This is a genomic window from Antribacter sp. NEAU-D49, from assembly GCF_057158775.1.
Map to the genome: position 1 here is coordinate 1 of NZ_JBXTSN010000024.1, position 26909 is coordinate 26909.

The window sequence follows — 26909 nt, forward strand, 5'->3', positions numbered from 1 at the left end:
CGTCCCCGTCGACGTCGACACCGCCTACGCGGTGTCGCAGACCACGGGCGAGGTGCGGCTCCTCTGGGACCCGTTCATCCGGCGGCAGCGGCTGCTCGACGGCGCCGCCCGCCCGGCCAAGGGGGTCCGCGTCGCCACCACGCACCGTTCGGGGCTGCGGATGACGAGCGAGTACGTGTCGTACAACCCGCCCCGGAACGTCGGCATGAAGATGCTCACGGGCAGCTGGTTCTTCCAGCACTTCGCCGCGGGCTGGCGGTTCACCCCCGAGCCCGACGGCCGCACGCGCGCCGTCTGGCGGTACTCCTTCAGCTGCCGTCCGCGCTGGCTCGCGCCGCTCGCCGAGCGGGTCGGCGTCGTCCTGCTGCGCAAGGACATCGACCGGCGGATCGCGGGCTTCGCGCGCGGTTGCCAGGACCCGCGGGTGCTGGACGCGGTCCGGGAGGGGTGACCGCGCCCGCCGCCCCGCCGGCCCGCGGCGCCCGCCGCCCCGCCGCCCCGCTGCCCCGCAGAGACAGTCACCTCGTCCGACGAGCGCACTGTCTCGGCGACCAACCGACCGGCACCACGGGACCACCCCGCCCGGCACCGCAGGACGACGCGTCGCACCGGCCGGCGGCGTAGCGTGCTGGCATGATGCCCGGCCCGGCCGGTCCCTCGGACCGCCTCACCGGTCCGCTGGACCGCCGTCGTCCGCGGATCTTCCTCGCCGTCCTCGCCCTCGTGGTCACCGTGCTGGGCTCGTTCGGCGCGGCGCACGGCCCGTGGGCCGGACCAGGCCGAGGCAGCGGACCGGGTCGTGGCCGGTGGAACCCCGGGACGTGGGAGTCCCTCGGGGCGCCCCCCGACGGCCTCGGGCTCGCCCTGCTGCTCGTCCCGCCGCTGGCCCTGGTGCTCCTGCTGCCGCGTCGCCCCGTCGTCGCGGTGGCTGCGTCGACCGCCGCGGCGGGCCTCTTCCTCACCCTGGGGTACGCGTGGGGGCCTGTGCTGGTCGGTCCGGTGACGGTGCTGGTCGGGGCGCTCCTCAGCGGTCCGTCGGCCCGCGGCCGGTGGGTGGCGTGGTCGGGAGCCGCGCTGCTCGGCGTCACGGTCGCTGTCGCCGGCCTGCTGCGCACCGCGCCCGGCAACCCCAGCCCCGCGTCCCTCGTCGCCGGTGGCGCCTGGGTCGCGGTGGTGCTGCTCGTGGCGGGCACGGTCCGCGACCGCGCCGGGCGCCTGGCCGCGGCCCGGGAGGCGGAGCTCCGCAGCGCGGCGGAACGGGAGCGCACCGCGGTGACCGCCGAACGCCTCCGGATCGCCCGCGAGCTGCACGACGTCCTCGCGCACTCCCTCTCCGCGATCACCGTCCAGGCGGGGGTCGGGCTGCACCTGCTCGACCGCGACCCCGGCCAGGCCCGGACAGCCCTCACCAACATCCGCGACACGAGCCGCGACGCCCTCGACGAGGTCCGTGAGGTGCTGGGCATCGTCCGGGACGACGCTCCCCTCGCCCCCACGTGGGACCTCGCGAGCCTGGAGCGGCTCGCCGCCCAGGCCCGCGCCGACGTCGCCGTCGCGCTCGACGTGGACCCCGCCGCCCACGACCTGCCCGACCGTCTCGCCGGCGTGGTCCATCGCGTGGTCCAGGAGTCGCTCACCAACGTGCGCCGCCACGCGGCGGGCGCCACCCGCGTCGACGTCGTGGTTCGCCGCCAGGGCGGCACGGTGGAGGTCACGGTGTCCGACGACGGCCGCGCACCCCGGGCGGAACCCTCGCCCGGGTACGGGCTGCTCGGCATGCGGGAGCGCGTCGAGGGGGCTGGCGGCACGCTGGAGGCCGGGCCGCGCGACCCCGGCCCGGGCTGGGAGGTCCGGGCCGTCCTGCCCGTCCACGCGCGCACCACGACCGAGGGAGACACGTGATCGACGTCCTGCTGGCCGACGACCAGGCGCTCGTCCGGGGAGGCTTCCGGGCCCTCGTGGACTCCGAGGACGACATGCGGGTCGTGGCCGAGGCCGCCACCGGCGACGACGCCGTGCGACTCACGCTCGAGCACCTGCCCCAGGTGGTCCTCATGGACATCCGCATGCCGGGGCTCGACGGCCTGGAGGCGACCCGCCGGATCGTGGCGTCGCCACGGGCCTCGGGCGTGCACGTGGTCGTCGTGACCACGTTCGAGCTCGACGAGTACGTGACCGAGGCGATCCGGGCCGGGGCGTCGGGCTTCCTCGTCAAGGACACGGAGCCGGCCGACCTGGTGCGCGCGGTGCGGGTCGCCGCGGCGGGCGACGCGCTGCTCTCGCCCACGGTGACCCGGAGGCTGCTGGCGCGGGTCGCCGAGGCCACCCGCGCCGTCGCGCCGGTGCCGGGCCTCGACGAGCTCACGCCGCGCGAGCGGGAGGTGCTGGTCGAGGTGGCGGGCGGGCTCGCCAACGACGAGATCGCCGCCAGGCTGTACCTCTCCGAGTCCACGGTGAAGACGCACGTGTCCCGGGTGCTCACCAAGCTCGGTGCGCGCGACCGGGCACAGCTCGTGGTGCTGGCATACGAGGCGGGCCTGGTTCGGCCGGGCTGGGCGGGGTGAGCAGGCCTCAGACCTCGCGCACAGGCGGTACCAGGGCGGTACGCGGGACGGTACGGCAGGCCGACGCGCCGCCCGGCGTCGGACGGGAGCCTTGAGGGGTTCCCGCCGGACCGTCCGGCGCGACCGACACTGGAGGTCGAGATGCTCACCACCCTCGCGGACGCCGTCGCGTCCGGGCCGCACGGTCACTGGGGCCCGGGCCCCTGGTGGTTCGTCTTCCCCCTGCTCTGGTTCCTGCTGTTCGCCACGCTGATCGTGCTGTTCGCGCGCCGGGCGCGGAACGGTCTCGGCCGGGGCCACGCCGGCCCGCCGCCGTGGGCGGGCCACCAGGGCTACCCGGGCTATCCGCCCATGGCCGGCAGCGACCCGGTCGCGATCCTCGCCGAGCGGTTCGCCCGCGGTGAGATCGACGAGCCGGAGTTCCGGTCACGGCTGGCAGCGCTGAGGTCGCCAGGCACGCCACCCACCGACGCCTGACCCCAGCCCGCGGGCCGGGGGCCCGGGCCCCGGGGCCCGGGCTCCGACCGTGTGATCGGTAGTTCGGTGCGTGTTCGGCAGTTCGAACTGCCGAACACGCACCGAACTGCCGATCACACGGTCCAGGGCGCGGACGCGCAGCCACCGGTGTGACCCGCAGACGTGAACCTGACCACACCAGACCCGGACCACCCGCAAGAAGCCGGGCATCTCGCTCGGATCGTTTCGATATCGACTTGCGAACGAGCCCCGCCACGGGATCAAATCGTTAGCATGCGTAAGTACCTTGCCGCTACCGCGGTCCTGACCTCTGCTCTGCTCCTCGCCGCCTGTTCGGACGAGGGTGCCACCACGGACGACGCCACCACCGCGAGCCCGTCCGCCACCGCGAGCGAGACCTCCTCGGCCGTCTACGACACCGTCGGTGCCTGCCGCACCTTCTTCTACGGTGAGGGGTCGCTCAACTCGTACATCCAGACGGCGGCCCCGCTCGTCGCCGCCCCGCTCGACGAGACCAGCACGGGTCCGGTCACCAGCGCGAGCCAGCGCCTCGCCGCCCTCATCCCGCTGGTGGACGACGAGACCGCCGCCTACCTCGAGCCCATCAAGCTGCCCTTCGACCAGGCGATCGAGGGCACCGTGGCAGACCCGGCCGCCGTCACCACCGCGGTGGACGAGTACTCCGCCGCCTGCGAGACCGCCGGCTACACGGGCTGACCCGGCACCACCGGGCACCACCGCCGCCCGGGCGTGCCGCAGGACCGACGAGGCCGCCGGACCCCCACGAAGGGTCCGGCGGCCTCGTCGTCTGCGGCGCCCGGCCGGGCACCTGGTCCCCCACCAGCAGGGTGAGGGGGCTTCGCCCGCGCTCAGCCGCCCAGGAACGCCTGCATGATCGGCCCGGCCGTGGTGGACCCGAACTCGCCCTCCGCGACGAACACGGCCACGGCCAGATCACCGGCGATCGCCACCATCCAGACGTGCGGCGGGCCGGAGTTGTCGCCGTGCTCGGCGGTGCCGGTCTTGGCCCCCACGATGCCCGGCACGTTCTGCAGCACCTGCGCGGAGCCCTCGCGCACCACCCCGGCCATCAGCTCGCGGAGCGAGGCCGCCTCCTCGGCGGTCACGCCGTCCGACGCCGGAGCGGCCGGCTCCTCCGACGGCACCAGCACCGGCGCCACCCGGTGTCCTGCCGCGACGCTGGCGGCCACGTTCGCCATCGCGAGCGGCGACGCCAGGATCTCGCCCTGGCCGATCATCGAGGCCGCGTGCGTGGTCGCACCTGCCTCCGTGGGGACGCTCCCGAAGAAGCCGCCCGTCCCCAGAGCCGACTCGACGCCCAGACCGAGAGCGGCCGCGGAGTCATGGAGCGCCTGCTGGCTCACCGTCTCACGCTGCCCGATCATCGCCGTGTTGCAGGAATGGGCGAACGCCGTGGCCAGGGGGATCTCGCCGAGCGCACTCGTGGGGTATCCGGGCACGTTCTGGAACGTCCGCCCGTCCACGCTGATCTCCGTGGGGCACGAGACGGTCGACGACGGCGTCAGGCCGGATCGCAGCATCCCGAGCGTGGTCGCGATCTTGAACGTCGAGCCGGGCGGGTACTGGCCGAGCAGCGCGAAGTTCTGCTGGTCGTTGCCCGGCCCGTTCGCGGCGGCGACGACCTCACCGGTGGAGGGCCGGATGGCGACGATCGCACTGGCCGGGGCCACACCCGCGAGAACAGCCTCGGCACGCGCCTGGATGTCGACGTCGAGGGTGGTCTGCAGGGGCGTCCCGCCGACCGGCTCGACGGCGAACACCTGCCGCGGCTCGGCACCCTCGGCCGCCTCCTCGGCGGGCTGGACCGTGACCGCGACGCCGGGGACGCCGCGCAGCTGCTCGTCGTACTGGAGCTGCAGCCCCGACAGGCCCACCTGGTCGCCCTGCTGGATCTTGCCCTCGGACTTCTCGATGAGCTCGGCGGTCGCCTCGCCGGACCGGCCCAGGACCGGTCGCGCGAAGTCGGAGCTGGGGGCCAGGTGCTGGATGTCCTCGCGCACCAGGACGCCGGGCACCGACCGGATCGCCCCCAGGTCGTGACTGGTGTCGCCCTCCCGGACCGGGTACGCCTCGACGTAGGCCTTCTCGCCCGCGTCCCGGACGGCCGCGGCGAACCTGTCCGCGTCGAGCTCCGGCATGAGGGCGGCGAGTGCCCGGGCCGACCTGTCCCACTGGTCCGCCGTGAGGTTGAACTTGTCGATGCCCACGCGGTAGACCGTGCGGGCCGTGACGATCTTGGCACCGCCGGCGCCGAGGATCTCACCGCGCTGCGGCATGGTGCGGTCGACCGCCAGCCGCTCCCCGGCCTGCAGCTCGGGGACCAGGACGGTGGGGTCCCAGGTGGCTACCCACTCACCGGTCTCCTCGCCGTCCGCCGGCTCCGCGTAGGCCAGGTCGACCCGGGTGGTGTAGTCCCAGGCGGCCTCGGTCGTGACCGGCCAGGACCACTGGAGGGTCGCGGTGGCCCGCTTGCCGGCGTCGTCGCCCTCGGTGACCTCCTCGAGGTCGGCGACGGAGACGCTGTGGCCGCGGTCGCCGACGGCGGCGGTGAGCTGCTCGAAGACGGCCGTGTACTGCTCCTGGGGCACCACGGAGGTGGTGGTGTGGACGGGGACGCCGGACACGTCGCCCGACTCGAGCGCGGCCGCCAGCGCGTCGGCGGCGTCCTGCGGCTCAGGGACCGACGGGCCGCGGAAGAAGAGGAACCAGACGAGGACGGCGGCCGCCACGAGAACGACGGCGGAGACCACCGCGGCCACGACCTTGCCGCGTGATCGCGCCGGACGGGCAGGGCTCGCCGGCTGCTCCGGCCCGCCCTGGGGACCGAAGACGTCGGGCCCACCCGGATAACCAGGCCCGCCGGGGTGGCCAGGCCCGCCGGGGTAACCCGGCCCGCCCGGCTGCCCCTGGCCCGGGTACCCGCCGCCGGGGTGGCCCGGGCCCGGGTACCCCTGGCCCGGCACGCCCGGCGGGTACGCCCCGCCTGGGTGCGCGCCGGGCTGCCCGGCGCCGGACGGCGGTCCGGGCACACCGGCGTACCCCGGCGTGCCGGGTCCGGACTGATTCACGGGATAGCTCGACTCTGGGCCCACGCGGGTGAGAGTAACGGAGGCCGACAGACCACGCCGCCGCCACGCGCCGGCCATGACCGGCCCGCACCGGCCCGCACCGGCCCGCACCGGCCGAGAACAACCTTGTGCAGGCAACGCAACCCCGTTGCCTGCACAAGGTTGTCCTCGGCCGCGCCGGCACACCGCAACGCGCCGCGTCGCCTCAGCGACGCTCGTCGAGCGCCCGCCCCAGCCGCTGGACGGCCTCGGTGAGGATCTCCGCGCTCGTCGCAAGGTTCACCCGCACGTGCCCCTGGCCACCGCCGCCGAACGTCGCGCCGTCACCCAGGGCGACCCGCGCCCGGTCGACGAAGAACCGGTACGGCGACACGTCAGGCAGGGCGGTGGTGGCGTCCACCCAGGCGAGGTACGTCGCCCCGCCCGCACGATGCCGAAGCTCCGGCGCGTGCTCGGCGATCAGGGTGTCGAGCAGCGTGCGGTTGCGGGCGATCCCTGCCAGCACGCGGTCCAGCCAGTCGGACGTGTCGCGGTAGGCGGCGGCGTGGACGAGGACCGCGAGGTGGTTGACCGCGTGGTCCGCCTCCTCGGGCACCCGCCGGAGGTCGGCCACCGCATCGGGCCCCGCGACCGCGACGGCAGCCCGCATCCCGGCGAGGTTGTACGCCTTGGAGGCGGAGTGCAGCGCGATCGCCGGCTCCGACCCGGGCACGGCGAGCACCGGCACGAAGTCGTCCCACGCGGCGGCCGGCGCGGGCCCCGCAGCCCCGACGGCCCCGGCGGCCGGCGCGCCACGGCCGCCACCACCCCCGCTGCCGCCTGGCAGCGCGAGCCCAGCCGCGCCGCCGTCGGGCATCCCGGCGTAGCCCGCGATCGGCGCGTGGATCTCGTCGCTGACGACCCGCACGCCGTAGCGCGCGGCGAGCGCGAGCGTCGCGGCCAGCTCCTCGCGCGTGTGCGCGGTGCCGGTCGGGTTGTGCGGGTTGCAGAGCAGGAGGACGGCGCGACGCCCCGCCCCAGGTCCGGGTCCGTGGGGGTTCACCGCGCGGTCGAAAGCGGTCTCGAGCGCGGCGAGGTCGAGCCGGCCGTCGCGCAGCGGCGCCTCGACCACCTGGCGGCCCTCGTTGCGCACGAACCCGTAGAACGGTGCGTACACGGGCGGGGTCACCACGACGGCGTCGCCCGGTCCGGTCAGCACCCGCAGGAGCTCCATGGCGCCGACCATGACGTCGGCGACGGTCCGCGTCCGGGCGGGGTCCACCGTCCAGCCCCAGCGCCGCTCGGCGAGCTCGGCGAGCGCCTCACCATAGGTGCGGCCGTGGTCGTAGCCGAGGTCGCCGGCCGCGAGCGCCCGTCCGACCGCTTCCGCGACGACCGGAGCCACAGGCGTGTCCATCTCCGCGACGAACATCGGCAGCACGTCGGGCGCGAAGGCGCGCCACTTGACAGAGGTCCGACGCCGGAGCTCGTCCAGGCCGAGCGCGTCCAGCGGGGTGGTGGTGAGGTCAGGCGTCCGCACGCCGCCACGATACGCGCCGCACCACGGGGAGCGGGGTGTACCGGGCGCGGGAGGCGGCGAGCGCGAGGAGGCGCTGCTGCTGCCGACGGTTCAGGATCTCCATCCGGCGGAGGTCACGCTCGTCCTGCGTCAGCGTCGCGGTCATGGTCCACTCCTGGTTCGACGTGCCGTCCATCACTGACCAAGACGCACGAGCACCCTGATCCGTTGGTGAGGGAGCGAAACGTCACCCGTTCGTGACATCGCAGGTCAAGCAGCGTCAGGGCAGCAGGTCGCCGAACACCGAGTGCACCAGCGGCTGCAGGCGACCGTGCGTGTGGAAGAGCGCCGCCAGGTCGTGCTGCGCGCCTCCGGTCCACGCGAGCCCGGAGTCGTGGAGGAGCGCCACGGGCTTGCCGTGCTGCTCCAGGACCCAGAACCGGTAGGCCTCGGCGGGTGCCCCCGCGGGAGCGAGCGCGGCGATGACGCCCTGGAACTCCGGGGGCGCGTCGAGGCGGCCGGTCCCGGCCTCGTCGACCACGACGGAGCGGCCCACGATGCGGTCCGGCGTCATCACCGTCACCGCCTGGAGGTGGCAGATCACCTGGTAGGTCAGGGTCCGGGCGGACGGCGGGCGCACGTCGACGGTGACCGGGAACCCGGCCGCCTCCTCGAGCACGTCCACGAGGGCTGTGGGCTCGTCGCGGACGATCTCGAACCACGGTTCGGTGACGACGAGCCGCATCTCGCGGCCGACGTGCAGGGTGCTGCCCAGGCGGTCGAGAGCCCACCGCTGGACGAACACGGGGGACGACGCGGCGCCCGTCCAGCCTCCGATCCAGATGCGGTCGGACAGGCCGTCGGCAGAGCGCACGTGCACGACGGAGCACGCGGGATGTCGGCGGACGAGCTCAGTCGCGAGAAACCAGGATGCGTGCTCGACCCACCAGCGGGCAGCAGGGGTCACGCCCGGACCGTACAGGTAACTCCCTGGAAGGACCATGCCGGCCCTGCCTTTCACCCGCCGCGGGGCTCGCCGTCCGGGGTCGCGCCGAGTGCGGCGGCACGCCGTCGTTCCAGGTGCCGCCGCAGGTGCGGGTCGGTGGTGAGGCCGATCGCGCGGGCGTACGCCTCGTCCGCCGCCGGGTCTCCCGCTTCGGCGAGCAGGTGGGCGCGCACGGCCCAGCCCGGCTGGAACGTCGCCGGTACGGGGCCGTCGGCCCGGTCGAGCTCGGCGAGGCCCGCGGCGGGACCGTCCGTCCGGCCGAGGACCGCCGCGAGCGCCACCCGTGCACCGAGGCTGGGCGCCACGCGGACCAGCGCCCGGTGCAGCACCAGCAGGGCGGCCCAGTCGGTCCTCCCGGTCCGGGCGCGGTCGGCGTGGGCCGACTGGACGGCGGCCTCCAGCTGGAACCGGCCGACCCGGCGGAGGCCACCGACCCGGCGCGCCCGCTCCAGGAGGACGTCGCCCCTCCGGACAAGGCCGCCGTCCCAGCGGCGGGGGTCCTGCTCGTCGAGCGGCACCAGCTCGCCGTCCACCACGCGTGCGGGCGCCCGCGCCACGGAGTGGCAGAGGAGCGAGGCCAGGCCGAGCACCTCGGGCTCGCGGGGCAGCAGGTCCGTGAGCAGCAGCGCGAGATGCAGCGCCTCGCCGCCGAGCGACGTCCGGACCTCGGGCGCGTCACCGCGCCAGTCCACGGCGTACGCGCCGTAGACGGCCTCGAGCACCGGTCCCAGCCGGTCGGGAAGCTCCTCGGTCCCCGGCACGCGGAACGGGATGCCGGTGTCGCGGATGCGCCGCTTCGCGCGGACCAGCCGCTGCGCCATGGCGGCCGGCGGTACGGCAAACGCAGCAGCGACGTCGCGCGCCTCGACGCCCAGCACCGTCTGCAGCATCAGCGGCGTCCGGATGCCGGGCTCCACCGCCGGGTGGGCGCACACGAACAGCAGGGCGAGCCTCCGGTCGGGCAGCTCGCCGAGCGCCGCGTCGGCCGGGGCGCCCGGGTCCGCACCGTCCGCGGGGACGCGCAGGACCGAGGCGAGCGCGGCGTCGTCGGGCAGCGGGCCGCTGCGGAAGGTGGCCGACCGGTACAGGTCGCGGAGCCGGTTGCGCGCCACCGTGAGGAGCCAGCCCTCCGGGTTGGCGGGCACGCCGTCGGCCGGCCAGGTCCGCAGGGCGCGCTCGAACGCGTCGGCGAGGGCGTCCTCGGCGCGCCCGATGTCGCCGTCGCGGGCCGCGAGGAGCGCCAGGAGGCGCCCGTACGACGTGCGGGCCACCAGCTCCGCCCGGGCGAGCACCGTGCCCGACGGCGGACCCTCACCCCCGGCGGTCGGCCCGCCGGGAGCAGGGGTCACGACGCCGTGCACTCAGCGCGTCCAGGCGCCGTCGGCGTAGTGGGTGGCCGAGGGACGCACCTCGACCGTGCCCCACTGGGCGCTGGGCGCCTTCCGGGCCCAGGCGAGCGCGGAGTCCAGGTCGGGCACGTCGATCACGAAGGTGCCGCCGAGCTGCTCCTTCGTGTCCGCGAAGGGGCCGTCCTGGACGCGGAGCTCGCCGTCGCGCAGGGTGACCGTCGTGCTGGCGCTCGAGGGCTGCAGCACCTCGGCCGAGATCAGCGCGCCCGCCTCGTCGAGGGCCGCCGCATAGGCCTGGAAGGCGCGCTCGCCGTCGGCCTGGACGTCGGGGCCCAGGTCGGCCGCCGTCATCTCGGGGTAGTGCAGGAGCAGGGTGTATCGCATGGGTCGGTCCTCCGGGTCGTCGGTGGTGCTCGGACACCACCATGACGATCCGGAAGGGTCCCGGTCGACAGGCGCCCGGGCGGGTCAGACGCCCGCGGGCGCCGGCTTGACCACCGGCTCCCAGACCTGCGGCTCCAGCGTCACCGGCTCCTCCTCCACGATGCCCGCCCAGCGACGCGCCTCGGAGATCGTCTCGCTGAGGAGCGTCCGGAGCCGGTCGTCCACGTCCGGGACGAAGGCCTCCGAGATGCCCTGCACCGCCGTCGAGACCACGCTCGGCGCCGCGTCCCGCACGAACCGCTTGGGTCGCACGGTGGTGCCCGCGCAGAAGCGCTCCGCCCAGGCCGCGGTGCGCGGCACGGTGGCCAGGGCGTCCCGGCTCGCGGGCGCCAGCGTGCCCTCCGGACGGCCGTCGAGGGCGTCGAGCATGCGCTCGCTGCCCAGGATGGCCACGGCGAGGGTCTGCTGGCGGTCCGCGGGGGCCACCGGCAGCGCCGCCTGCGCCGCGTGGAGGGCGATCTGGACGTCCCACCGCGGGTCGTCGCTGGTCAGACCGATCACGGACGGGATCAGCGGGGCCAGCTGGGGCCGGGCCTGGTCCGAGGTGAGGTCGTTCACCGCGCGCGCGAGCATCGCGATCAGCGGGTGCGTGCACTGCGGGTGATCGCTCCACCGCTCGCCGGCGAGATAAGACGCCAGCTCCATGAAGCACGCGCCCTTCTTCGGGTTCCTGTGCTTGCCACGGCCGAGCATCGGCAAGATGTCGTACGGTCCTGCTTCGGTTCCAGTCACGAGTCCACCCCCGTCGAGGTTGGTGCCTCTTCCAGTGTGCGACCGCTGTGACGCGGATCGCAACGGCTGGCAGGCCCTGGATGTGCAGAAGGTCGGAGCGTGCCCGACTCGTCCGATGCTGCCTCAGACCTCGCGGTCCCGCACCCCGGGCGCCGTCTGAGGTACCTCAGACCACCTGAGCACGCCCCTGACCGGCCACGACTGCGCGACCTCCCGATCCGCGGGCCCCCGACTCAGGACGAGAGTCGTGGTCATCGGGAGGCATACGGCCTGCCGAGGACGCAGGAGGAATCATGAGCACGCTGTTCGGACCGGCGCTCGACGCCGAGGTGGCATACCGCCAGGAGCAGGCTCGGTCCGCCTACGGCCGGGGCTCCGGCCGGTGGGGCGGGGTCGTGCGCGCAGGCCGGCGGGTCGCGGCGAAGGTCGCCGGGGCGGGACGGGAAGCCGCGAGCGAGTCCGGGGGGGCGCACGGCGGCGTCCGGAAGACGCACGGGCGCCGGTTCGCGTGACGGCCGCACCTGTGACCACCCCACCTGTGACCATCGCACCTGTGGAAAAGCCCGCCCTCGATGTGGGCGACCGGTGGCACGATGACGGCATGCGCAGGTCTGCCGGAGTACCGCTGGTCGCCCGCCGCGAGGAGGCTGCCGCCCTTCTCGCGGCGGTCGAGCGCGCCGCCGTGGGAAAGCCGGGGGTGCTGCTGCTGGGTGGCGACGCCGGGGTGGGCAAGTCCCGGCTGCTCGCCCACGTCACGGAGCAGGCCCGTCGCGCCGGGGCGGTCGTGGTCACCGCGCACTGCGTCGACCTCGGCGAGGTCGGCATCCCCTATCTCCCTTTCACCGAGGCCCTGACGCAGCTCCAGGGCGGCGGGGCGGGGCCCGAGGTCGCCGCACGGGTGCAGAGCCTCGTGGCTGAACGGCCCGCGCTGTGGCGCCTGCTCGAGCCGGGCGGCGGCGGCGAGGCCGACCACGGTGAGCGCCTGCAGCTCTTCGACGGGATCGTGCGCAGCCTGGAGGCCGCCGGCGAGGCCGGGCGCCCCCTGCTGCTGGTCCTGGAGGACATGCACTGGGCCGACGCGTCGTCCCGTGACGCCCTCCGCTTCATCGTGTCGCGGCTGCGGTCCCAGCACGTCGCGTGCGTCGTCTCGTACCGCACGGACGACGTGGACCGCCGGCACCCCTTGCGCCGCCTCCTGGCCGAGCTGCACCGGGACCCGAGCACCGAGCGGGTCGACCTCGCGCCGTTCACCACCGACGAGCTGCGGGAGTTCACCACCGCCCTGGCAGGCGAGCCCCTCACCGTCGGTGCGTTCGAAGAGGTGCGCGTCCGGTCCGAGGGCAACGCGTTCTTCGCCGAGGAGCTGCTGGAGGCGGGCCCCGAGGGTGGCCTGCCCTGGTCCCTGGCAGACGTGCTGCACGCGCGCCTCGAACGCCTCGACGCCGCGGTGCAGCAGGTCGTGCGGCTCGCGTCCGTCGCCGGGCGCCGGGTCCGCGAGGACGTCCTGCGGGCCGCCGCCCTCCGCCTGCGCCCGCCCGGGACGCCCGACGGGGTGGCGCTCGCCCCGAGCGCGCCCGCCCCGAGCGCGCTCGCCCCGGGCACGCCCGGCCCCGGCGGGGCGGTGGCCGGGTCCCCCTCGGCCGGTGCCGCGGCACCTGGTGCCACGGAGCGGATCGACGCCGCCCTGCGCGAGGCGGTCGCCCACCAGGTGCTCGGCGTGGAGGACGGATACCTGGCGTTCCGGCACGCCCTGCTCGCCGAGGCCCTGTACCTGGACCTGCTGCCGGGCGAGTGCGCGGCCGCACATCGCGCATACCTGGCGGCACTCGCCGAGGACGGCCCGTCGGGGCAGCCGCTCGGCTCGCCGGCAGAGCGCGCGCACCACGCGCTCCAGGCGCACGACCTGCCGACGGCGCTCGTCGCGTCGCGGGACGCCGCCCGCCGTGCCGCCCGCATCCTCGCGCCCGAGGAGCAGCTCCGGCACCTCGAGCAGGTGCTGAACCTGTGGGACTCGGTTCCTGGCGCCGCCGGCCTGCTCGGCGAGGACCAGGTCGACGTGGCTCTGGCCGCCAGCGACGCCGCCGCGCGGGCGGGCCACAGCAACCGGTCCGTCCGGCTCGCTCGGCGCGCGGTGGACGCCCTGGCCCACGACCCGGTGCGGCAGGCCACGGCCCGCCACGTCCTGGCCCGCCGTCTGCTCGACCTCGACACCGCGGGGGCGGTCGAGGAGTCCATGGAGCAGACGGCCGCGGCGCTGGCCGCACTCCCGGAGGAGTCGTCGTCGGCGAGAGCCTGGACGCTCGCGATCCGGGCCCGTGCCGCCATGTACCTCGCCCGGGAGGGCAGCGAGCAGGACGACGAGTCCCGGCGGGTCGCGGAGCAGGCGATCGAGGTGGCGCGCGCGGTCCCGGACCCGGGGGCCGAGGCCGACGCGCTGACCACGCTCGCCGTGCTCCTCGTGGACGACGCCGACGAGTCCGTCCGGCTGCTCGAGTCCGCCCGGCAGCGTGCGGCCGACGCCGGCGAGGTCTTCACCGAGCTGCGCTGCTGGTACAACATCTCGGCCAACCGCTTCTACGCGGGCCACCTCGACACGGCCCAGGAGGTCCTGGACAAGGCGCTGTCCCGGGCCGAGGAGCTGGGCCTCGGGTGGAGCGGGGCGGCGATGGAGCTGCGGGTGGTGGGCGAGGTGTGCCGGTACTTCCTGGGCGACCTCACGGACCGGCCGGTGGGGGACGTGACCCCCGAGGCGGCTCCGTGGCTGGCGGGCTCCGGCATGTACGCGGCCGTCGCGCGTGGCGACGCCGACGTGGTGGAGCGCGGGTTCGCCCTGCGGTCCGGGTGGGACCACGACGGCATGATCGCCCTCGTGGCGGGCGGGTGCCTCGTGGACGCGCTCACCTGGGCCGGCCGCTACGACGAGGCCGTGACCATCGGCGAGGAGCTCACCGCGCACCTGGGCGCCGTGTGGTCGGAGTTCTTCCTGGGGCGGGTGTGGCTGTCGGCGCTCGCCATCGCCGCCCTGGCCGACGCCGCCGACTCCGACCCCGGTCCGGGGCGCGCCGACCCGGACCGCGTGGCGCGCGGGGACGCCCTCCTCGCCGTGGCGCGAGAGACCGCCCAGCGAGGGCGACCGCGCGGGGGCGTCCTGGGCCCCGAAGGGCGGGCGTGGCTCCAGCGAGCCGCCGCGGAGAACGCCCGTCTCCGGGCGATCGCGGGCCTGCCGCCCCTCGACGAGACCGGCGGCGTCCCCGACGAGACCGGCGGCGTCCCCGACGAGCCCTCGGCGTGGCGCGCGGCGGCGCGCCAGTGGCAGGAGACGGTGACGGCCTTCGGCTTCGGCTACCGGTACGAGGTGGCCCGCTCGCGGTACCGGTGGGCCGAGGCCCTCCTCGGCGCGGGCGAGCGCGAGCTCGCCGGGGTGGAGGCCACCGAGGCCCTCACCGAGGCGGAGGCCATGGGCGCCGTTCCCCTGGCTCAGGCCGTCCGTGCCCTGGCCCGCCGGGGCCGGCTGGACCTGCCGGGAGTGCGCCACGCGACGACGTCGGCCCTCACGGACCGCGAGGAGGAGGTGCTGACCCTCGTGGCGCAGGGACTGTCCAACCGGCAGATCGGCGAGCGCCTCTTCATCTCGACCAAGACGGTCAGCGTCCACGTGTCCAACGTGCTCGCGAAGCTCGGGGCGTCCGGGCGGGCGGAGGCCGTGAGCCTGGCGCACCAGCGCGGCCTGCTCCAGGTCTGAGCGCGCTCCCGGACGGCACTGCGCTGACCTGGGTGCATCTCTCGCGCAGTGGGGCCTTTCCATCAATACTGGGCAGGTGCCGACGGATCTCCAGGCTGTGCGCGAGCTCGTGCACGTCGGCCTGGGCAACGCCGTGGCGGACGAGGCTTTCGACCGGTTCGCGCGGCTGGTCCGCCGTCAGCTGCGGGTGCCGATGGCGATGGTCGCCTTCGCCGTCCCGGGCGGCTACGTGTACCCGGGCGCCGAGGGCCTGCTCGAACCGTTCCAGACGGAACGCCGCTTCCTGAGCCCCGCCCCGTTCAGCCAGCAGGTGATCCGCACGGGGGCGCCCGTCGTCGTCCACGACACGCGTGCGGACCCCGAGCACGGCGACAGCTACGTGGTCCGCGAGATGAGCCTGGGTGCCTACGCCGGCTACCCCGTCTTCGACCTGAGGGGCCGGGCCGTGGGCGCCCTCTGCGCCATGGACACCCGGCCACGGCGCTGGCGGGAGGAAGACCTGGAGGGCCTCGCCGACCTCGCCGCCGCGTGCACCGCGGAGCTGCGGATGCGGGCCGAGCGTGAGCGGTCGCGCCGCATCCAGCAGGCCGCCGTGCGCGCGAACCGGCGCAGCCGCTTCCTCCTGTCGCTCAGCGAGGCGTTCGCCGACGCCACCACGGTCGACGAGATCGAGGAGGTCATCGCCGACGTCGCCACCACGGGCATCGGGGCGCGCTACTGCGCGCTGGCTCTCACGGACAACGACCGGCGAGGCCTCACCTACGTGTCCCTGCTGCACACCGAGCCCGGCCTCCCGGCGGGGTACCGGCACGCGCGGATCGAGGACCCGCGGCCGTGCGCCCAGGTGGTGCGCACCGGGGAGTCGCTGTTCTTCCGCACCACCGAGGAGATGATGCACGCCTTCCCCCGCTCCCGGGGGAACGTGGACGCGAGCATGGGAGCGCGCTCCTACCTGCCCGTGACCGCGGGCGGGTCGGTCATCGCGGTGATCTCGTTCGTGTGGGAGCAGGACCGCGAGCCGGACGAGGACACGTTCGCGCTGGAATCCGCGCTGGCGCACTACACGGCCCACGCGCTCGAGCGGGCCCGGCTGCTCGACGAGCGGCGCGAGGCCGCCAAGACGCTGCAGCTCTCCATGCTCTCCAAGCTGCCCGACGTCTCACGGCTCGACCTGGCGTGCACCTACTCGCCGGCAGCACGCGGCGACCAGGTGGGCGGCGACTGGTACGACGCGGTGCAGGTGGACGACGACGCGGTGCTGCTCATGATCGGCGACGTCACCGGCCACGACATGCGCGCGGCGGCCAAGATGGGGCAGCTCCGGTCGCTGCTGCGGGCGCTCGCGTGGAGCCACGACGAGTCGCCGTCGGCCCTCCTCACCCTGCTCGACCGCGCGAACGCGGGGCTCGGGCTCGGTGCGACCGGCACGGCCGTGGTGGCACGGCTCGACCGCCACACCGGGCCCGACTCGGGGGCGTACGAGCTGACCTGGTCCAACGCGGGCCATCCGCCGCCGCTGGTCCTGCGGGCCGACGGCCGGATCGAGCGGCTCAGCTCGATGCCCGACCTCATGCTCGGCGTGAAGCCGTCGGTCGCGCGCACTGACCACGTCACGGTGCTGCGGCCCGGCGAGACGCTGCTGCTCTACACGGACGGCCTCGTGGAGCAGCGCGGCGGGAACGCGGACGAGTGGCTGTCCGACCTCGAGGCCATGTTCGCCCGCCTGAGCACCACGGCCACGGCCGCGCTCCCGGTCACCCTGGTGCGCCGGCTCGTGGGCGACCGGCAGCGCGACGACGTGGCGGTCCTCGCCGTCCGCGTGCGCGTGCAGGCGCCGACGGGCCCGCCGTCGCCGTCCGGCCCGGCGCTCGCCGAGCGCAAGGTCGCCGCTCGGCTGAGCGAGCTCGCGCCCGCCCGGCTGTGGGTCGACGACGTGCTGGAGGCGTGCGGCGTGCCGCTGACCCAGCGCCGCACCATCATGCTCCTGACCAGCGAGGTCCTGACCAACGCGCTGGACCACGGCGAGGCCCCGTTCGTCGCCACGGTCGAGGTCGACGAGGAGCGCGTCCGGATCGGCGTGCGCGACTCGTCCCCCGCCCAGCCGCAGCTGCGGGAGCCCAAGATCCGGGACTTCGGCGGGCGTGGCGTCCAGTTCCTCGAACGGCTCGCGTCGCGGTGGGGCGTGGACCGCCACCAGGAGCCCGCGACCCGCGCGAGCAGGCGGTCGAGGCGCAAGGGAAAGACCGTCTGGTTCGAGCTGGACCGCCAGCCCGGGACCGTGTCAGTACCCCGGCGTACGGTGTGAGTCATGACACAGACAGCGAGCACCACGACCGAGAGCACGGTGTCCACCGGCCTCCGGGACGGCGAGCTGTCGTCGGCCCTCGAGGGGCACCGTCGTGAGCTGACCGGATACTGCTACCGGCTGCTCGGCGGCGCGTTCGAGGCGGACGACGCCGTGCAGGAGACCATGCTTCGTGCGTGGAAGTCGTACGACCGGTTCGAGGGCCGGTCGTCGCTCCGCACGTGGCTCTACCGGATCGCCACCAACGTCTGCTTCGACCAGCTGGGCTCGAGCCGGTCCAAGCGTGAGCGTCCGATGGGCCTGGGCCCGGCGTCCACGCCCGTGCTGGAGAACTTCGGCGACGTGCTGCCCGAGGAGTCGTGGGTGGAGCCCGTCCCGGACAACCACGTGCTGCCCGGCCCCGGCGACCCCGCCGACACCGCGGTGGCACGCGAGTCCGTCCGGCTCGCGTTCGTCGCGGCGCTGCAGCACCTGCCCTCGCGCCAGCGGGCCGTGCTCATCCTCCGTGAGGTGCTGCGCTGGCCGGCCACGGAGGTGGCCACGCTGCTCGACACGTCCGTCGCGTCGGTGAACAGCGCCCTGCAGCGGGCGCGCGCCACCCTCGCCGACCGCGACCTGAGCCGGTCGGAGGCACGGGCCGAGCGGGTGGCCGGCCCCGACGCCGCGGAGGACAACGCCCTCCTCGAGCGGTATGTCGAGGCGTTCGAGCGGTACGACATGGACGCGCTGGTGGGGCTCCTGCGGCAGGACGCGGTGCTCAACATGCCGCCGTACACGATGTGGGTGCAGGGACCGGAGGCGATCACGCGCTGGATGCTGGGGCCGGGGATGAAGTGCGCGGGCTCGCGCTGCCTTCCGGTACGGGCCAACGGGTCGCTCGCGTTCGGCCAGTACCGCCCCGACCCCGCGGGCGGGCACGCGCCGTGGGCGCTGGTGGTGCTGGACGACGACGGGGAGAAGGTCACCGGGATCACCTCGTTTCTCGACACGGCGACGTGGTTCGCGCGGTTCGGCCTGCCGGAGCACCTCGACTGAGCGTCGCACCCGTACCCTCGGGGTGTGAGTGTGCGATCCGTGGTGGTCGGCGTGGACCACAAGCAGCCGGAGCTCCCCCGGCGCGCGGCGGGGCTCGTCCAGTCCCTGGGCGGCAGCCTCGTCGAGCTCGTGTGCGTGTGGGTCGACGAGTCGGCGGTCACGAGCTCTGGTGGCTTCACCGTCTCGGTGGATCCTGACATCGCCGTGACGGGCGACGCGTACGGCGCCGACCCGCTCGACGGCCTGGGCCGGGCCATGGCAGACGTCGGGCTGCCGTGGAGCTGCGTACGCACTGCTGGCGACCCCGCACGGGAGCTTGCCCGCGTGGCCGACGAGGTGGGCGCCGTCATGATCGTGGTAGGCGCCCGGCGCGCGGGCCTGCGGAGCTGGACGACCCACCTGGTGGGCGGAACGGTCGCGGGCCGGCTCGTGCACGACCAGCGTCGGCCGGTCGTGGTGCTGCCGCCGGGCGCGCCGTCCCCCGACCTGTCGTGAGGCGGCGCGCGCCCGGTGGCGCCGGTGGGCACGGCGGCGAGCCGGGCGCCGGTCTGCGAGCGCCGGCCGGCCGCCGGCCGCCGCACCGGGAACCCGCGCTGATCGGGCTCGTCGCTGCCGGGGGTGCGGTCGGGTCCGTGCTCCGGTACCTGGTGGCCCTCGCGCTGCCCGCAGCGGGGTGGCCGGTGTCCGGCTGGCCCGTCGCGACCCTGCTGGTCAACGTCGTGGGCGCGTTCGCCCTCGGCTGGCTCCTGGAACGGCTCGGCCGCGCGGGCGCGGAGACGCCGCGGCGGCGCGGGCTGCGGCTCGCCCTGGGCACCGGGCTGCTCGGCGGCTTCACCACGTACTCGGCGTTCGCGCTGGAGATCTGGTCCCTGCTCGACGGCGGGCGGGGTCTGAGCGCCGTCGGCTACGTCGCCACGACGATCATCGTGGGCACCGCGGCGTGCGTCGCGGGGATCGCCGTCGGGGCGCGGCCCTCCGGCCGGGGCGGGCGGCGCAAGGACCTGCGAACGGACGCGGGAGGAGGCCGGTGAGCCCGTTGCTGATCGCTCTCGTCGCGGCCGGCGGCGCGCTGGGTGCCGCGGCGCGCTTCGTGCTGGACGGCGAGGTCCGGACCCGTGCGCGCGCAGGCTTCCCGTGGGGCACCTTCACGGTGAACGTGCTGGGCTCGCTCGTCATCGGGGTGGTGACGGGTGTCCTCCTGGGCCCGGAGGCCATGGACGGAACGGTGGAACCCTGGCGGGCCGCGCTCGCCACCGGCCTGTGCGGCGGGTTCACCACGTTCTCCACAGCCACTGTGGAAGCCGTGCGCCTCGCGCAGTCGGGACGGCTGCGGCTCGCGGTCGCGTCCGTGCTCGGCACGCTGCTGGTGACGGTCGCCGCGGTCGCCGTCGGGATTGCCGTGGGAACGCTGTTCTGACGTCGCGACCAGGCGATCGTGCAGCGTTTCCGGCCGGATTCGCTGCACGATCGCCTGATCACGGAGTGTGCGGCGGACGCCGGCGGGCACGCCGCGTCCAGCAGCCGCGCGGACGTGCCCGTGTCGGTGGCGGGTGGCAGGCTGACGGGCATGAGCCTCATGCTCCTCGACACCGCCAGCCTGTACTTCCGCGCCTACTTCGGCGTGCCCGACTCGCTGCGCTCGCCGGACGGCCAGCCCGTCAACGCCGTGCGCGGCCTCCTGGACACGATCGCGTGGCTCGTCACGGAGCACGGGCCGGAGCGCATGGTCGCGTGCTGGGACGACGACTGGCGGCCTGCCTTCCGGGTGGCGGCGATCCCCTCGTACAAGGCGCACCGCGTCGCCGTCCCGGGCGACGGCACCAGCCCCGACGTCGAGGAGGTCCCCGACGCGCTGACGGCACAGATCCCGGTGATCGTCGACGTCCTGGGGGCGATCGGCATCGCCCGCGTGGGCGTCCCCGGCTACGAGGCGGACGACGTGATCGGCACGCTCACCGCCCACGAGGTCGCGGCCGCGGGCGACGTGGACATCGTGACGGGCGACCGCGACCTCTTCCAGCTGGTCGACGACGAGGCGGGCGTGCGGGTCCTCTACCCCGCACGGGGCGTCCGGGACCCCGATGTGGTGGACCTCGCGTTCCTCCAGTCGAAGTACGGCATCCGCTCCGGCGCGGCGTACGCCGACCTGGCGCTGCTCCGTGGCGACCCGAGCGACGGCCTGCCCGGGGTGCCCGGTATCGGCGAGAAGACGGCGGCCAAGCTGCTCGCGCAGTACGGCGACCTCACCGGCATCCTTGCCGCGCGGGACTCGGGCGACGCGGGGCTCACCGCCACCCAGCGCCGGCGTCTCCAGGAGGCCGACGACTACCTGCGGGTCGCGCCGGCGGTGGTCCACGTCGCCCGGAACGCCCCCGTCGGAGAGGTCGACGCGACGCTGCCGGCCGCACCCCACGACCCAGCGGCGCTCGACACCCTCGCGGAGCGCTGGGGTCTTCGGTCCAGCGTCGACCGCGTCCTCACAGCCTTTGCCGCGCGCGCGGCCGGCTGAGCGCGCCGTCCACGACCCGCCCCACCCAGGAGGAACCCCCATGCCGACCACTCCCGAGCTGCCCAAGGGCGCACCCGTCTGGATCGAGCTCTGCACCACGGACCCGGACGCCGCCGTGCCGTTCTACACGGCCCTGTTCGGCTGGGAGCACCAGGGCTCCGGGCCGGAGCTCGGTGGTTACGGCACCTTCGCCAAGGACGGCCGGCCCGTCGCCGGCTCCACCCCGGTGCAGAGCCCGGAGCAGGCGGGGTGGTCCGTCTACCTGCAGACGGCGGACGCCGACGCGGCCACCGCGCGCGCCAGGTCGGCGGGCGCCACGGTGGTCACCGAGCCTGCGGACGTGGCCGCGCGGGGCCGCTACGCCTGGCTGTCCGATCCCAGCGGCGCGCAGGTCGGATTCTGGCAGCCCGGTACCCACCGCGGCAGCGAGCTCGTCGTGGAGCACGGCGCGCCCGCCTGGTACGAGCTCATGACGACCGGCTACGCCGCAGCCCTGGACTTCTACGCGAGGGCTGCGCTGTGGGACGTCCACACCATGAGCGACACGGCGGAGTTCCGGTACTCCACGCTCGGCGAGGGCGAGTCGGCCCGGGCCGGGATCATGGACGCGTCCGGCTTCCTGCCCGACGGCGTGCCCTCGTTCTGGGTGGTCTACCTCGGCGCCGACGACCCCGACGCCACGGCGAAGCACGCTGAGGAGCTCGGCGGCCGGGTGCTGGAGCCGCCGGCGGACACGCCGTTCGGCCGGCTGGCCACCGTGGCCGACCCGCAGGGCACCCAGTTCAAGATCATCGGCGTCTGACGAGCCGTCAGCGCAGCGCCGCCACCGCGGCGTCGTAGCGGTCCAGCACGAGCTCGACCAGCCGCGCGTCAGCCTTCTCGGCGTACGGCGCGCCGGCCACCGGCTCGCTCACCACGTCGGCCCCGGCCTCCAGCACCCGGTCGAGGAAGTAGCCGGGGGCCAGGAGGTACGACACGACGACGACCCGCGCCCCGGCGCCGCTCGACGCCCGGGCGGCCGCGACGGCGTCGGGCACCCGGGGGGTGGCGCCCGCGCCGTACGACGCGACGACCGGGCGGCCGACGCGCTCGGCGAGGCCGCGCGCGACCTCCTCGACCGCGTCGGCGGCGGCCGCCACGGACGACCCCGCGGCCGCGAGGACCAGGACGTCGTCGGGCCGGGGAGCCACGTCCGCGAGGCGGTCGGCGAGGATGTCGACGAGCCGCGCGTCGGGGCCGAGCGGCTGGGCCGCCGCGGCCGTGGTGCCCTCCGACGCCGCGTTCACCCCGGCCACCGCCTCCGCGATGTCGACCCGGACGTGATACCCGGTCGAGAGCAGCAGCGGCACCACGACCGCCGAGCCCGCGTCCGCGACGGCCTGGGCCAGCACGTCGGCGACCTCGGGCTGCTGCACGTCCACGAACGCCTCACGCACGTCCAGACCCGGCCGGGCGGCGCGGACGCCGTCGAGCAGGGCACGGACGGCGTGCTGCCCCGCTGGGTCGTCGGTGCCGTGCGAGGTGCCGACAAGCACTGGTTCCATGTGAAGTCCTTTCGGGTCCCGAGGTGTCAGAAGCTCCCCGGTGGATACGCCGGAGAGCTCCTGACAACTCGCCGAGGGGCAGCGTCAGCCGGTGTTCTGCAGGCCCGCCGACACGCCGTTCACGGTCAGCAGCAGCAGATGCTGCAGCCGGCCGGCGTAGTCGCCGTCCACGGTGGCGGAGCCGTCCACGCCCGTGCGCAGCCCGCGCAGCGCCCGCACCTGCAGCAGGGACAGCGCGTCGACGTACGGCGACCGGAGCTGGACCGCGCGGCCCAGCACCCGGCGGCCGGCCAGCGGCCAGGCGTTGCCGGAGATCTTGAGCACCATCTCGCGGGTGAGGCGCAGTTCGTCGAGCACCATCTGGGCGAGGTCGTCCCGCGTGCCGAGCGCCAGGTACTTGGCGGCGATGCGCTCGTCGGTCTTGGCGAGCGACATCTCGACGTTGTCGAGCAGCGTGGCGAACAGCGGCCACTCCGCACGGGCGGCCCGCAGCGCGTCGAGGTCGCCGAAGTCGCGCAGGGCCGTGCCCAGGCCGTACCACCCGGCGAGGTTGATGCGCGCCTGCGACCAGGAGAACACCCACGGGATCGCGCGGAGGTCGTCGAGCGACGACACGGACAGGCCTCGGCGGGCGGGGCGCGAGCCGATGGGCAGCAGGCCCACCTCCTCGAGCGGCGTCACCTGGGCGAACCACTGCGGGAAGCCCTCGGCGCGGACCAGCTCGTGGAACCGGGCGCGGGACGACGCGTCGAGCGCCGTCGCCAGGCCCGCCCACCTGGCTGCGGTCTCCGCGTTCCGCTTCTCCGTGGAGGGCGCGGACGCGAGCAGCGTCGCGGCCGCGACCTGCTCGATGTGGCGCGCGGCGATGGTGGGGTCGCCGTAGCGGGCCAGGATGACCTCGCCCTGCTCGGTGAGCTTGAACCGGCCGTCCACCGAGTGCGGCGGCTGGGCCAGCACCGCGCGGTTCGCGGGGCCGCCACCACGGCCGAGCGCCCCGCCGCGGCCGTGGAACAGGGTGAGGGTGATGTCGTGGCGGCGGGCCCAGTCCGCGATGCGCGACTGCGCGTCGTGCAGCGCGAGCGTCGCGGACACGGGGCCCACGTCCTTGGACGAGTCCGAGTAGCCGAGCATGACCTCGACCCGCCGGCCGTTGGCCGCGAGCCGCGTCTGAACCTGCGGCAGCTCCAGCATGGCCTCGAGGATGTCCACGCTGTTCTCGAGGTCGGCGAACGTCTCGAACAGGGGGATCGCGTCGAGCACCGGCGCGGCGGCCGGGTCCTCGAACGCGGCCTCGGCCAGCTGGTAGACGGCTGCGAGATGCTCGGGCGCCTGCGTGAACGACACGATGTACCGGCGGGCGGCCCGCTCACCGAAGCGGCGCTGCACGGCACCCAGCGCCCGGAAGGTGTCGAGGACCTCCGCAGTGCGCTCGGAGAGGTCCCCGTGCGTGCCCTTCTCGGCGATCTCCTCGAGCGCCGCGGCGTGGACCTGGGAGTGCTGCCGCACCTCGAGCTCCGCGAGGTGGAAGCCGAACGTCTCGACCTGCCACACGAGACGCTGCAGGTCGCCGTAGGCGGCGCGCGGCGCCCCGGCCTCGACGAGCGACTCCTGGACCACGCGCAGGTCGGCCTCGAGGTCCTCGGCCGACGCGTAGGCGAGGTCGGCGTTGCGCGTCCGGGTGGCGGCGATCCGCTCGGCGATCGCGAGCAGCACCGCCCGGTGCGGCTCGCGCGGCGACGCGGCGGACGCCCGCTGCGTCACCTCCTCCGACAGCTGCCGCAGCCGCTGCCAGAGCGCGTTCAGCCCGGCGGAGGCCGGCGTGCCGTCCTGGTCGAGCGTCAGCTTGCGGCCCACCTCGCGGGCCACGCCCTCCAGCGCGGACAGCGCGTGCTCCGACGCCAGCGTGGCGGCCTGCCGGGTCACCTCGGCGGTGACGTTGGGGTTTCCGTCCCGGTCACCGCCGATCCACGATCCCAGCCGCACGAACGGGCGTGCCACGGGAGCGGTCCGGCCCGCGTCCTCCGCCAGCAGCCAGTCGTCGAGGCGGCGGTACACGTCGGGGAAGACGTCGAACAGGGTGGCCTCGAACACCCCCATGACGGTCTTGACCTCGTCGATCACCGTCGGCTTGGACACCCGGATCGGCGACGTGCGCCACATGGTGTCGATCTCCGCGAGCAGCAGCCGCTCGTTCTCGACGAGGGACACACCACCCGGGCTGCGCAGGTCCCGCTCGGCGAGCAGGCTGTGGATCCGGCGGATCGCCCCGCTCACGGCACGACGGCGCGCCTCGGTGGGGTGCGCAGTCAGGACCGGGCGGAACTCGAGCTCGCCGAGACGACGCAGCGCCTCCTCACGGCCCACCTCCTCCGTGAGCTGCGCGAACGCCTCGGGGAGGGTGTCCTCGAGCACGGCCGGTCCGGTCCGGGTCTCCGCCTCGCGGGCCCGCAGGACGCGCACGCGGTGGTACTCCTCCGCCAGGTTGGCCAGGTGGAAATAGCACGTGAACGCGCGCGCCACCTGCTCGGCCCGGTCGAGGGCGAAGCCGTCCACGAGCGCGGCGGCCTCGTCGAGGGCAGCGGCGTCGCCGTCGCCGTACGCACGGATGGTCAGCTCGCGCAGCCGCTCGACGTCGTCGAGCAGGTCCTGCCCGCCGGCCTCGCGCAGGATCGTCCCGAGCAGCCCGCCGAGCAGGCGTACATCGTCACGCAGCAGGTCCGGCACCTCGTGCCGAGCCACGCCACGGGCGGTCTGGAGTTCGGTGTCGCTCACAGCACTAGACCTTATGCCGATCCGGGGTTGAAGATCTCATGGCGTCCGGGTGATGGGCAGCACATCTCCTCACCCCAGTCTGATCTGCTCCCTCGTCCGCAGGTGGGCCCACCGTCGCGCCCGCGGCAGTCGCTGGATCGTCACCTCAGGCGCCCGCTCGCTGCCCGACGGCGGCAGCTCGCCCCGGGAGAGCACGTCCGCCTCGCGCAGCGGCCCGAGGTCCAGGCCGGTGAGCGCCGGGACGTCGGCCACCGGTACCTGGTACGTGCGGTACGGGCCCAGCGGCGGGATCCTGTCGGCGGCGAGCGCCTGGGCAGTCACCATCTCGAGCTCCGCGTCCTCAAGCTGCGGCGTCTGGTCCAGCACGAAGGCGGTGGCGGCCAGACCCTCCGGCCCGGGCGCCCAGACCACCACCTTCCAGAAGAGCCGGGGGATGCCCACGCCGCGGTAGACGGGGTCGTCGCCGGCCAGGACGGGGCCCGTGTGGACCACGATGCGGTGGTCGTGGGCTCCGGCGTACTCCAGGACGTGGTCCTCGAGCCCGTTCCACAGCTCCTTCGACTGGTTGAAGCGCGCCACCTGGGGAGCAGCGTTGGTGTACGAGAACGTGTCGCCGTTGGCACGGCGGGCCGTCTCGGGGTCACCCCAGACGGGATCGAGCCGGCGGACGAGGTGCCCGCGGTCGAGCGGGTTGCTGCGGTACAGCTCGGGCCCGGCCTGCTCGTGGACGGGGACCCGCTCGTCGAGGTGCCACCTGCCCGAGCGCGGGAGCGCGCGCAGGCCGGCGCCGTCGATCACGCAGGAGGTCACCGCCGCGAGGCGGCGCGCCGGGTCGAGGAGGACCGTGAAGTGCGTGTAGTCGAGGCGGCGGACAGCCTGCCCGGGAACGGGGAGCGGGACGGTGGTCCCGAGGAATGCGGGATCGTAGCCGGTCACGGCGCCCAGCCAACCAGGTTCAGGCGTTGTGGGTATGGCTGGGGCGTGAATTCTGGACAGGATTCACGCCCCAGCCATACCCACAGCGGAGGGGCGGGTCAGGCGACCCGCTCGCGCAGCCAGGCGATGTCGGGCCCCATGTCGCCGTGGGTCTCGCAGATGACCGGCGCCCCTGCCGCCACGACCACCCCGGCCAGCAGCTCCCCGGGGATCTGCCCCTCGCCGAAGTGGGCGTGCCGGTCGGCACCCGACCCGGCCGTCTCACGGGAGTCGTTCGCGTGCACCAGGTCGATGCGGCCGGTGATGGCGCGCACCTGCTCCACGGCGGTGGCGAGGTCGATGCCGCCGGCCCAGGCGTGGCAGGTGTCGAGGCAGAAGCCCACGTTCTCGGCCCCGTCGGCCGACGACACTGCCGCCCACAGCTGCTCGATCCGCTCCAGCCGGCGGGCCATCGAGAACTCGCCGCCCGCGGTGTTCTCGATGAGCACCGGGACGTCCGTCTCGAGCGCGTCGATCGCCTTGCGCCAGTTGTCGAAGCCGACCGCCGGGTCGTCCTTGGCGGTCACGTGCCCGCCGTGCACCACGACGCCCTTCGCGCCGATCAGCGCCGCGCCGTCGACCGTCTGCTGCAGCAGCTTGCGGCTGGGGATCCGGATGCGGTTGTTCGTGGACGCCACGTTGATCAGGTACGGCGCATGCACGTACAGGTCGAGGCCCGCCGCCTCGGCGTCGGCCCGGAGCGCCTCCGCACCGCCCGGGTAGATGAACTCCGGGCCCTTCCAGCCCTGCGGGTCGCCCAGGAACACCTGCACCTGCTCGGCCCCGATGGCCTTCGCCTGGGCGATCGCGTCCTGCTGGTCCACGTGCGCGCCGATCTTCATGCGTC

General features: G+C 74.9%; 25 protein-coding genes. 14 read left to right on the forward strand and 11 right to left on the reverse strand.

The window, feature by feature from the left end; all coding sequences use genetic code 11:
• From AC060K_RS17010 to AC060K_RS17030, 5 genes are all read left to right on the forward strand, one after another.
• Nucleotides 1-451: SRPBCC family protein (locus tag AC060K_RS17010; RefSeq protein WP_483766596.1), on the forward strand; the 451-nt coding region annotated here is incomplete at its 5' end.
• Nucleotides 452-633: 182 nt separating this feature from the next.
• Nucleotides 634-1902 (forward strand): sensor histidine kinase, encoded by a 1269-nt coding sequence (locus AC060K_RS17015; RefSeq protein ID WP_483763613.1) that lies wholly within the window; start codon nucleotides 634-636, stop codon nucleotides 1900-1902.
• The gene (locus tag AC060K_RS17020; RefSeq protein WP_483763612.1) at nucleotides 1899-2564 is read left to right on the forward strand and encodes a response regulator; all 666 of its coding nucleotides are present in this window, start codon (nucleotides 1899-1901) and stop codon (nucleotides 2562-2564) included. Before AC060K_RS17015 ends, AC060K_RS17020 begins: the two co-directional genes overlap by 4 nt.
• Before the next feature lie 141 nt (nucleotides 2565-2705).
• A complete protein-coding gene (locus tag AC060K_RS17025) occupies nucleotides 2706-3041 on the forward strand; it encodes an SHOCT domain-containing protein (RefSeq protein WP_483763611.1) in 336 nt (111 codons plus the stop codon).
• Nucleotides 3042-3314: 273 nt separating this feature from the next.
• Entirely contained in the window at nucleotides 3315-3758 is a 444-nt protein-coding gene (locus AC060K_RS17030; RefSeq protein ID WP_483763610.1) for a hypothetical protein, read from the forward strand.
• A 152-nt stretch (nucleotides 3759-3910) separates the two neighbouring features.
• Here the strand turns inward: AC060K_RS17030 and AC060K_RS17035 are convergent, their stop codons facing one another.
• The 7 genes from AC060K_RS17035 to AC060K_RS17065 all read right to left on the reverse strand — a co-directional run bounded on the left by AC060K_RS17035 (nucleotide 3911) and on the right by AC060K_RS17065 (nucleotide 11180).
• The gene (locus AC060K_RS17035) at nucleotides 3911-6151 is read right to left on the reverse strand and encodes a penicillin-binding transpeptidase domain-containing protein (protein WP_483763609.1); all 2241 of its coding nucleotides are present in this window, start codon (nucleotides 6149-6151) and stop codon (nucleotides 3911-3913) included.
• 205 nt (nucleotides 6152-6356) lie between these two features.
• Complete coding sequence (locus AC060K_RS17040; protein WP_483763608.1) at nucleotides 6357-7670, reverse strand: MalY/PatB family protein; 1314 nt, start codon at nucleotides 7668-7670, stop codon at nucleotides 6357-6359.
• Nucleotides 7657-7815, reverse strand: a complete 159-nt coding sequence (locus tag AC060K_RS17045; protein ID WP_483763607.1) for a hypothetical protein — start codon at nucleotides 7813-7815, stop codon at nucleotides 7657-7659. Before AC060K_RS17045 ends, AC060K_RS17040 begins: the two co-directional genes overlap by 14 nt.
• A gap of 114 nt (nucleotides 7816-7929) precedes the next feature.
• On the reverse strand, nucleotides 7930-8616 hold the full coding sequence (locus tag AC060K_RS17050; RefSeq protein WP_483763606.1) for a TY-Chap2 family putative peptide chaperone: 687 nt from the start codon (nucleotides 8614-8616) through the stop codon (nucleotides 7930-7932).
• 50 nt (nucleotides 8617-8666) lie between these two features.
• Entirely contained in the window at nucleotides 8667-10004 is a 1338-nt protein-coding gene (locus AC060K_RS17055; protein WP_483763605.1) for an RNA polymerase sigma factor, read from the reverse strand.
• A 12-nt stretch (nucleotides 10005-10016) separates the two neighbouring features.
• Nucleotides 10017-10388 carry a YciI family protein gene (locus AC060K_RS17060; RefSeq protein ID WP_483763604.1) on the reverse strand — a complete coding sequence of 124 codons (372 nt, stop codon included), beginning with the start codon at nucleotides 10386-10388 and terminating at the stop codon, nucleotides 10017-10019.
• An 84-nt stretch (nucleotides 10389-10472) separates the two neighbouring features.
• On the reverse strand, nucleotides 10473-11180 hold the full coding sequence (locus AC060K_RS17065; protein ID WP_483763603.1) for a hypothetical protein: 708 nt from the start codon (nucleotides 11178-11180) through the stop codon (nucleotides 10473-10475).
• A 293-nt stretch (nucleotides 11181-11473) separates the two neighbouring features.
• On the opposite strand from AC060K_RS17065, the gene AC060K_RS17070 reads away from it, so the two are divergent.
• The 9 genes from AC060K_RS17070 to AC060K_RS17110 all read left to right on the forward strand — a co-directional run bounded on the left by AC060K_RS17070 (nucleotide 11474) and on the right by AC060K_RS17110 (nucleotide 21573).
• On the forward strand, nucleotides 11474-11692 hold the full coding sequence (locus AC060K_RS17070; RefSeq protein ID WP_483763602.1) for a hypothetical protein: 219 nt from the start codon (nucleotides 11474-11476) through the stop codon (nucleotides 11690-11692).
• Between the two features lie 89 nt (nucleotides 11693-11781).
• Nucleotides 11782-14922 carry a helix-turn-helix transcriptional regulator gene (locus AC060K_RS17075; protein WP_483763601.1) on the forward strand — a complete coding sequence of 1047 codons (3141 nt, stop codon included), beginning with the start codon at nucleotides 11782-11784 and terminating at the stop codon, nucleotides 14920-14922.
• 76 nt (nucleotides 14923-14998) lie between these two features.
• Nucleotides 14999-17227, forward strand: a complete 2229-nt coding sequence (locus AC060K_RS17080; RefSeq protein WP_483763600.1) for a SpoIIE family protein phosphatase — start codon at nucleotides 14999-15001, stop codon at nucleotides 17225-17227.
• A gap of 3 nt (nucleotides 17228-17230) precedes the next feature.
• Nucleotides 17231-18262, forward strand: a complete 1032-nt coding sequence (locus AC060K_RS17085; protein WP_483763599.1) for a sigma-70 family RNA polymerase sigma factor — start codon at nucleotides 17231-17233, stop codon at nucleotides 18260-18262.
• A 24-nt stretch (nucleotides 18263-18286) separates the two neighbouring features.
• Nucleotides 18287-18757 carry a universal stress protein gene (locus AC060K_RS17090; RefSeq protein ID WP_483763598.1) on the forward strand — a complete coding sequence of 157 codons (471 nt, stop codon included), beginning with the start codon at nucleotides 18287-18289 and terminating at the stop codon, nucleotides 18755-18757.
• Nucleotides 18754-19293, forward strand: coding sequence for a fluoride efflux transporter FluC (locus tag AC060K_RS17095; protein ID WP_483763597.1), 540 nt, complete (start codon nucleotides 18754-18756; stop codon nucleotides 19291-19293). The genes AC060K_RS17090 and AC060K_RS17095 overlap by 4 nt, the downstream gene beginning before the upstream one ends.
• Nucleotides 19290-19679 (forward strand): fluoride efflux transporter CrcB, encoded by a 390-nt coding sequence (gene crcB / locus AC060K_RS17100; RefSeq protein ID WP_483763596.1) that lies wholly within the window; start codon nucleotides 19290-19292, stop codon nucleotides 19677-19679. The genes AC060K_RS17095 and crcB overlap by 4 nt, the downstream gene beginning before the upstream one ends.
• A 150-nt stretch (nucleotides 19680-19829) precedes the next feature.
• Complete coding sequence (locus tag AC060K_RS17105) at nucleotides 19830-20771, forward strand: 5'-3' exonuclease (RefSeq protein ID WP_483763595.1); 942 nt, start codon at nucleotides 19830-19832, stop codon at nucleotides 20769-20771.
• 40 nt (nucleotides 20772-20811) lie between these two features.
• Nucleotides 20812-21573 carry a VOC family protein gene (locus AC060K_RS17110; RefSeq protein WP_483763594.1) on the forward strand — a complete coding sequence of 254 codons (762 nt, stop codon included), beginning with the start codon at nucleotides 20812-20814 and terminating at the stop codon, nucleotides 21571-21573.
• Nucleotides 21574-21580: 7 nt separating this feature from the next.
• Here the strand turns inward: AC060K_RS17110 and AC060K_RS17115 are convergent, their stop codons facing one another.
• The 4 genes from AC060K_RS17115 to AC060K_RS17130 all read right to left on the reverse strand — a co-directional run bounded on the left by AC060K_RS17115 (nucleotide 21581) and on the right by AC060K_RS17130 (nucleotide 26904).
• A complete protein-coding gene (locus AC060K_RS17115) occupies nucleotides 21581-22315 on the reverse strand; it encodes a sirohydrochlorin chelatase (protein ID WP_483763593.1) in 735 nt (244 codons plus the stop codon).
• Nucleotides 22316-22399: 84 nt separating this feature from the next.
• Nucleotides 22400-25087, reverse strand: coding sequence for a phosphoenolpyruvate carboxylase (locus tag AC060K_RS17120; protein WP_483763592.1), 2688 nt, complete (start codon nucleotides 25085-25087; stop codon nucleotides 22400-22402).
• Between the two features lie 69 nt (nucleotides 25088-25156).
• Nucleotides 25157-26023, reverse strand: coding sequence for a DNA/RNA non-specific endonuclease (locus AC060K_RS17125; RefSeq protein ID WP_483763591.1), 867 nt, complete (start codon nucleotides 26021-26023; stop codon nucleotides 25157-25159).
• Nucleotides 26024-26121: 98 nt separating this feature from the next.
• Entirely contained in the window at nucleotides 26122-26904 is a 783-nt protein-coding gene (locus tag AC060K_RS17130; RefSeq protein WP_483763590.1) for a deoxyribonuclease IV, read from the reverse strand.
• Nucleotides 26905-26909 lie beyond the last annotated feature (5 nt).